The organism is Xanthovirga aplysinae (assembly GCF_009711365.1).
GTDB lineage: Bacteria > Bacteroidota > Bacteroidia > Cytophagales > Cyclobacteriaceae > Xanthovirga > Xanthovirga aplysinae.
The window spans coordinates 1-8069 of record NZ_SMMB01001100.1; the positions used below are offsets into that span (position 1 = coordinate 1).

Sequence of the window (8069 nt, forward strand, 5' to 3'; positions counted from 1 at the left end):
AAGGAAAACTTAAGCAGAAACTGCTTAATCATTTGTATTTTTTAGACTACGAAAAGGAAATTTATACTCAATATGAAAGGGCAGAGTATGAATGTTTACACACTTTACACCAATGTAAGGTGTTGATTCGTGAAAAAAATAATGGCATAGCTGTTAGATTACTTCCTCACCTTATTAAAACTGCAAAGACCTATGAGTTTGCGGATATTGTAGTGGAGGCCCTTACTATTCTAAGAAATGAATATGCCTTGATGGGTAAAACTACTCCTTTTCAGGAAACAAATGATGAACTACAGGATTATCAAAAATTCCTTAATGTAAAACAAGCTTGTAATGAGCTCTATCATCACACAGTGGTTTATGTAAATAAATCTGTAAGTGCGCAAAACCGTGTGTTGACCGAGATGCCTGATGCTATCGGAAAAATTGAAGCGGAAGGTAAGAAGTTTAAAAGTTCATCTTTAGATGTGTTAGCCCAAAAACTTCGAATTCTTTATAATCAGCTTAATTGGAATTTTGCTGATAATGTGAAGCTGTGCACCAAGCTGGAGGAAAAGTATCTGCAAATGCCTAATCCAGAGGTAATGGTAGATCTTGATAAAAAGGAAATTGCCTTTACCAAATTACATTCATACTATTGCATGAATGACTGGAAAAATGGAGATAAATATGCCACCAAGGCTTTGGACCTCTTTAGGAATGGTAGTCCTGAGTGGTTCCACTTTATCGAATATTATTTCTTGCTAATGATGAAAGGTGAGAAATATGAAAATGCGGGGGAGATCTATAGGAAGGTTCGAACCAATAAAAACTATGGCTTGCTTGAAGAAAAGGATAAGGACAGATGGCAAATCTATAGAGCATATTTAGTATTTGTAAATGATACTAAATTGTTGCGTTGGGGATTTGATGTAGAAGAATTCCTGAAAACTACTCCTGATTTTTCAAAGGAATTGATGGGGTATAATATTTCTACCTTGGTTATTCAATTTATGTACTTGCTCAGAGAGGGTTATGTTGATGAAGTGCGTAGCAGAGCGGAACAATTAGAAAAATATAGCTCTACTCATTTGGACAAGCGACATAATTATAGAAATAGCATCTTCATCCGTTTACTGTCAATTGTTACAGATAAGGATTTCAACTTTGAGTTAGTTCAAGAGAAAGGAAATACTTATTGGAAGAAGTTGGTTAAAACTCAAATTCCTGGGGATTTGTATAATGACCTGGAGGTAATTCCTTTTGAAACCCTTTGGGATTACACCTTAAATATTTTGAAAACAAATAAATTATATGTGCATTACCGTTTCTATAATATGAAAATGGTTTAGCATATGTAGTTTTCCAAAAAAAAAGAACAGCGCTTTTATCGGGCGCTGTTTTTTTTGTCTTTCTATTTCATATTTCGGGGATCTTGTCGTTTTAAATAATATTATCTAAAATAGTTGAAAATACTGGAGATTATATTTAAATCGCCACCTCATAAAAATGAGTGAAATAAAGAGGCTTTAAAAAATTTCTTATGCTATTTTGTTGGCCACTCCTTTAATCTTTATTCACTTGTAATGAATTGAATGTATTTTTTGCGATGCCTTTAATTTGAGGAAAATATAGAATATTAATTTTATTTAGACACATTTAGGGGAATGAATGAGTTTTTAGGGAAGTTTCTTGTCTGGAGGGTAAAATACGTAGGCAATAAAAACTTTGTACTAATAATAAGTGGACTGGTTGGACTTTTAGCAGGATTAGCGGCGGTATCTTTAAAGGAATCTGTGCATTATATTCAACATATTTTGTCAGTTGGAGCACAGAATTTCAATATGTTGATCACTATTATTTACCCTTTAGTAGGTATTTTATTGACAGTCTTCCTTACTCATGTCATTTTAAAGATTAAACTTGGGCATGGTATCCCCGATATTCTTTTTACCATAGCGAAAAAGTCTGGAATTATTGAGCGACATAAAACTTTTAGCAGCATGCTAAGTAGTTTTTTGACCGTAGGTTTTGGAGGCTCAGTTGGGCTGGAGGCTCCTATTGTGGTTACTGGCTCAGCTATTGGATCAAATATCGCCCAGGCCATGAGTTTAAACTACCGCCAGAGAACTTTACTGATTGGCTGTGGAGCAGCAGGAGCGATTTCTGCTATATTTAACTCACCCGTTGCTGGGGTGCTCTTTGCTATTGAGTTAATCTTGTCTGAAGTCACTATCGCCTCATTTATCCCCCTTCTCATTTCTTCTGTTTTCGGTTATTTAGTTTCCATGACCCTTTCTGGGAAGGAGATGCTCTTCTTTTTTACCTTAAAAGATCCCTTTACAGCCTATGATGTTCCTTTTTATATGGTATTTGGGGTGGTTTGTGGATTTGTGGCACTATATTTTACCCGGGTTATCACCTCTATGGAAGGATGGTTAAAGAATAAATTGAAAGGAACATGGGAACGAGCTCTTTTGGGAGGGTTGGCACTTGTTGGGGTAATTTTTATTTTTCCCCCTCTTTATGGTGAAGGCTATGATACGGTGAAGGCCCTTTTGAATGGGAATGAGCATTTTATGCTGGATAAAAGTTATTTCTTTAATGATTTTTCTAGTGTAGGGGTAATTTTGCTCTTTAGCTTAGGAATTGTTTTGTTCAAACCTATTGCCACTGCCCTGACAGGGGGCTCAGGTGGTAGTAGTGGTACTTTTGGACCAGCTATGGTTGTAGGAGGGGTATCTGGGTTTTTATTTGCTAAGCTTACAAATTTGGTGTTTTGGGGAGAAACAATCAGTACTAGTAATTTTACTTTAGTTGGAATGTGCGGTGTAATGGCTGCCGTTTTGAGAGCTCCTTTAACGGGAATATTCTTAATTGCCGAAGTGACCAGTGGATATACACTATTTGTACCTCTTATGTTGGTAGCTGCTATTGCTTATAGCACCATTTCGTATTTTGAAAAATATTCTCTTTATACCAAAAGTCTTATTGAGAAGGGAGACTTGATAAAAGATGATAAGGACCGTCAGGTGTTAAGTTTGATTCACCTAAATCAAATAATTGAGAAGGACTTATTGACTATTCATCCGGAAGCCCGATTGGGCGATTTGGCCGGTTTGGTAAAAGTGTCAAAAAGAAATATCTTTCCTGTGGTGGATGAGCATGAAAAATTGGTGGGAATTGTGACTTTAGATGATATTCGTGAAATTATGTTTGACAAAGAATCACAGGAATCCATTAATGTAGCCACATTAATGCATCCGGCTCCGGCAAGCGTTTCCTCTTTTGAAAGTATGGAATCAGTTATGCGGAAGTTTGAATGTAGCGGGGCCTGGAACCTGCCGGTAATTGATGAAGGAAAATATGTAGGGTTAGTTTCTAAGTCAAGGATTTTTAATGCTTACCGCAAGAAATTGGTTAGGCAAAGTCGAGAGCTTAGCAATAGCTATTAAGATGGAATAAGAATTAGAAGCCCAAAATTCATCCACTTTACTTATGGAGCCTAAAATTTGATTTGGCTTAAATGAGCCCTTTCGGTGTGAAAAGAAGAAAATAGAGCGCAAGAATGCCAGAAGTAAGTTTAAAAGGACGGCTCTTGATGATTTAATCTAAGATAGGTCCGTTTTTTAATCTGCATGGGGTCATAATATTAATTAAAAAGGCTGAATTTATCAGGCTGATTTTATTAGTTTTTTATCATTTGAAGAAGGTCACCTAAATATTCCCGGTTGTTTGCAAGTCTGGGAACTTTGTGTTGTCCACCTACCTTTCCTCGTTTTTTCATCCATTGATAAAAAGTCCCAACAGGAACATTGTGAACTAATGGACTTAAAAGCGCCATGTCTTTATATCGTTTGGCTTCATAGTCCGAATTTATTTCCTGAAGTTTTTCATCCAGGATCTTTGTAAAAACCTCCAATGACTCTGGTTCTTTCACAAATTCCACAATCCATTCGTGTCCTCCCTTTTTTCCTTCTTCAAGGTAAATAGGCCCAGCAGTGAAATTCTGAATTACCGCTCCTGTCAATTGGCAAGCTTGTGTAATGGCTGTTTCTGCGTTTTCTACCATTAATTCTTCCCCAAAGGCATTGATAAACTGTTTTGTACGACCACTAATTTTAATGCGGTAGGGAAAAAGTGAGGTAAACTTAACGGTATCTCCCAAGTTATAGCGCCAAAGCCCTGCATTGGTGGAAATGATTACAGCGTATGTTTTACCTAGCTCTACTTCATCAATACGAAGGCATTTGGGGTCTTCTTTTTCCATATCCTCTAACGGTATGAACTCATAAAAAACACCATAATCCAACATGAGTAGCATCTCGTTGGATGTAGCTTGATCTTGAATTCCAAAAAAACCTTCGGATGCATTATAGGTTTCCATATAATGCATTTTTTCAGTGGGAATTAACGTTTTGAACAACTCCCTGTAGGGTTGAAAGGCTACTGCTCCATGAAAGAATACCTCCAGGTTAGGCCAGATGTCAAGGATATTGTTTTTTCCTCTATATTCCATGACTTTTTCCAGCAATACAATAGTCCATGTGGGAACCCCAGAAATACTTGTAACATTTTGATGAGCAGTTTCTTTGGCCATTCTTTCCATTTTCTGCTCAAATTCACTCATAAGTGCTATTTCAAGGCTTGGAGTTCGGTAAAACTGGGCCCAGTATGGCAGATTTTGCATGATAACAGCAGAAACATCCCCAAAATGCGATTTGGCAAATAAATCGTACGGGTTAGGTTGGTGGCTACCCCCGATAGATACGCTTTTTCCTGTAAATAAACGAGTGTCAGGGTAATTCCTGACATAAAGGGATAACATGTCTTTGCCTGCTTTAAAATGACAATCTTCCAGTGCTTCTGGAGAAACAGGGATAAACTTACTTTTGGCGTTGGTGGTTCCCGAGGATTTTGAAAACCAGCGAATTTCCGTAGGCCAGATGATGTTTTGTTCACCCTTTAGTTGCCGTTCTATATAAGGAAAAAATTCTTCATAGCTTGAAATTGGAACACGCTCTTTAAAGGCGTTGTAGTTATTTTTTAACTCTTTAAATCCAAATTTTTTTCCAAATTCGGTATTTCGAGCTTTACCTACCAATTCATTGAATATGTCATTCTGTATTGCATGTGGGTATTTCATGAAAAGCTCAATTTGCGGAATTCGCTTTTTCATTACCCACCTGAAAAAAGGATTTAGGAAGTCCATTGAAATCTTATCTTAAATATCATTTCCCTGCAAATGGATGTAAGGTCTTAGAAATGCTTAAAAGTATTGACTGTAAGCGGAATAAACTTTGAAGCCTGAATGGAGTGCTTTTAAAAGACTTTTCTAAAAATAAGGTTTTAAAAAGCAGGTAAATACAGAGTTTAATTAGGCGTTTCCAGCTTACAATTAAAATTTTAAACACCTTCTAAAACTGTAAATTATGAATTTGGGTATTTAAAACAAAAACTATAAAGTTAATCATGGCTTTTAGTGGGTTTGAAGAAAGGTAAAAGGTAGATCAAACTTTTCGTTTTAGTTCGAAGTGTTTACCTAAGTAAACTTTTCTTACCGTTTCATCAGCGGCTAATTCTTCTGCGGTACCGGCTTTTAACAATTTCCCCTCAAACATGAGATAGGCTCTATCTGTTATGGAGAGAGTTTCCTGTACGTTGTGGTCAGTGATCAATATGCCAATGTTTTTTTCCTTGAGTTTACCTACAATAGTTTGAATTTCCTCAACGGCAATCGGGTCTACTCCAGCAAAAGGTTCATCAAGCAGTACAAAATTTGGATCAACAGCTAATGCTCGGGCAATTTCGGTTCTTCTTCTTTCACCACCAGAAAGTACTCGCCCAAGATTCTTTCGAACATGAGTAAGACTGAATTCTTCAAGTAGGCTTTCCATTTTTTCTATTCTTTCAACCTTAGAAAGTTTGGTGTGCTCCAGAACGGCCATAATATTTTCTTCCACACTTAAGGTACGAAATACACTGGCTTCCTGTGCCAGATATCCTATGCCTTTTTGCGCACGTTTATACATCGGTAAGGAGGTAATGTTTTCTTTTTCAAGGTAAATGGTTCCGGAGTTAGGCTTTATCAATCCCACAATCATATAAAAAGAGGTAGTTTTACCCGCTCCATTTGGGCCTAGTAAACCAACAATTTCTCCCTGATTCACTTCAACAGAAATCTGGTCTACTACTGTTCTTTTTTTATATATTTTTACTAACTCTTTTGCTGTTAATTTCATAAGGTTTAAAAAGTATATCCAGCCACAAAACTCTTCAAAAGTAATGAATAATAAAAAGGGAGAGTTTTCAATAATCACCTTTTATTATTCACTAATTACAGTCTTTATCAGTCAAATTTAATATCCTTTACGTTAATTTGTAAGAATTTATTGCCAATAAAATTATTCTCCTCAATGGTATAGGCCACGCTGAATCGCATACCAGAGGTAATTAACTCGAAATAATCCGCCATTCCGAATCCAATAGCTTCCACTTTTGGAGAAAAGCCTTCTTGTCTGACCACAAAACGTAAATGGTTGTTTTTCAGTATACGTGGCCTTTCTGATACGTAAACCTGGTTTGTCCGAAAAACAGGTCGCATATTTTGGGGACCAAAGGGGGCCATTTGTTTTAATATATTATAAAAACGGTAGTTAATTCGATCCAGGTTAATGGTTTGGTCAATTAATAATTGAGGAATTAGCTGTTCGTCCTGAATGGTGTTTTCCACCACTTTTTCAAATTTTTGAGTAAAGGCCTCTAAATTTTCAGGGTCAAGTGTTAGGCCTGCTGCGTAGGTATGTCCACCGTATTGATCCAGTAAATCGGAACAAGCTGATATGGCCTGGTAAATATCAAAATTAACCACAGACCGTGCCGAGCCTGTAATTTTCTCATTTGATTTTGTTAAAATCACGGTAGGGCGATAAAACTTTTCAATACATCGAGAAGCAACAATACCGATCACTCCTTTATGCCAGTCTTCCTTGTAAAGTATAGTAGATTTTGCTTTTCTTCGTCTCTCTTTTTCCTCAATCATCTCTATAGCCTCCTGGGTAATTTGAGTGTCAAAATCTCGTCTTAACGTATTTTTCTGATTAATATAAGCCGCTAGTTGTTTGGCTTCTTCTTTGTTTTCAGAAATTAAGAGATCAACAGCACTTTTTGCATGCTCAATACGGCCGGCCGAATTAATTCTTGGACCTATCCCAAAAACAATATCGGAGATGGAAATGGCTGTAGAATTTTTTCTATCCGCCATTAATGCGCTTAATCCCGGGCTGGGTTGTTTATTTAATTCCTTTAGTCCTAAATAGGCAAGAATCCGGTTTTCCCCAGTCAAGGGTACTAGGTCAGCAGCAATGCTAATGGCAACCAGGTCAAATCCGGAATATAAATGTTGGAAACCTTGATTAGTTTTTATACAAAAGGCTTGAAGAAATTTAAATCCCACTCCACAGGCTGAAAGTTCTTTATATGGATAATTACAATCTTCTCTTTTAGGATCAAGTATTGCTTTCGCTGGAGGAATTTCTTTACCCGGATTATGATGATCGCAGATAATAAAATCTACTCCTTTTTCTTTGGCCTCTCTTACCTTATCAATGGCTTTTATCCCACAATCTAGGCAAATAATCAGTTCGAAATTATTGTCAACTGCCCACTTAATTCCTTGTTTTGAAATGCCATAGCCTTCTTTGTAGCGATCGGGGATATAAAAATCAATTGTTGAACAATAGTTTTTTAGAAAGCCGTAGCACAAAGCGACAGAGGTGGCTCCATCTACATCATAGTCCCCATAAATAAGGATTTTTTCCTTTCTCAAAATTGCTTTCTCCAGTCTTTCTACTGCCTTATCCATGTCTTTCATGAGAAAGGGATCGTGAAGGTTTTCCAGGGAAGGTCTAAAGTAGTTTTTGGCCTCTTCGTAAGTTGAGATGTATCTTTGTACAAGAATGGAAGCTAGTGTTTCATTGATATTGATTGCGCGGGAAAGGTCCAGCACCTTTTTTTGTTCAGGTTGTTCCTGATTGATCCAAGTTTTTGCCATAATCCCTTTTTAGCGCTTCCAGTTAAACAATCAGTCC

The 8069-nt window shown here is 36.9% G+C and carries 5 protein-coding genes; 2 read left to right on the forward strand and 3 right to left on the reverse strand.

The annotated features are described in order from the left end of the window. A partial coding sequence (locus tag E1171_RS23850; protein ID WP_187696434.1) for a hypothetical protein occupies positions 1–1331 on the forward strand: 1331 nt, incomplete at its 5' end. A gap of 315 nt (positions 1332–1646) precedes the next feature. Next, positions 1647–3434: a chloride channel protein gene (locus E1171_RS12860; RefSeq protein ID WP_155206412.1), complete on the forward strand. Its 1788-nt coding sequence runs from the start codon at positions 1647–1649 to the stop codon at positions 3432–3434. A gap of 233 nt (positions 3435–3667) precedes the next feature. Here E1171_RS12860 and E1171_RS12865 read toward each other — a convergent pair whose 3' ends face one another. The 3 genes from E1171_RS12865 to recJ all read right to left on the reverse strand — a co-directional run bounded on the left by E1171_RS12865 (position 3668) and on the right by recJ (position 8032). Continuing rightward, positions 3668–5191, reverse strand: a complete 1524-nt coding sequence (locus E1171_RS12865; RefSeq protein ID WP_155206413.1) for a GH3 auxin-responsive promoter family protein — start codon at positions 5189–5191, stop codon at positions 3668–3670. 298 nt (positions 5192–5489) lie between these two features. Then, a complete protein-coding gene (gene lptB / locus E1171_RS12870) occupies positions 5490–6221 on the reverse strand; it encodes an LPS export ABC transporter ATP-binding protein (RefSeq protein WP_155206414.1) in 732 nt (243 codons plus the stop codon). A 107-nt stretch (positions 6222–6328) separates the two neighbouring features. Beyond that, on the reverse strand, positions 6329–8032 hold the full coding sequence (gene recJ, locus E1171_RS12875; RefSeq protein WP_155206415.1) for a single-stranded-DNA-specific exonuclease RecJ: 1704 nt from the start codon (positions 8030–8032) through the stop codon (positions 6329–6331). Positions 8033–8069: the final 37 nt, after the last annotated feature.

Coding starts and splice junctions, on each gene's coding strand:
- E1171_RS12860 (WP_155206412.1), top strand. CDS start 1,647: ATGAATGAGTTTTTAGGGAAGTTTCTTGTCTGGAGGGTAAAATACGTA.
- E1171_RS12865 (WP_155206413.1), bottom strand. CDS start 5,191: ATGGACTTCCTAAATCCTTTTTTCAGGTGGGTAATGAAAAAGCGAATT.
- lptB (WP_155206414.1), bottom strand. CDS start 6,221: ATGAAATTAACAGCAAAAGAGTTAGTAAAAATATATAAAAAAAGAACA.
- recJ (WP_155206415.1), bottom strand. CDS start 8,032: ATGGCAAAAACTTGGATCAATCAGGAACAACCTGAACAAAAAAAGGTG.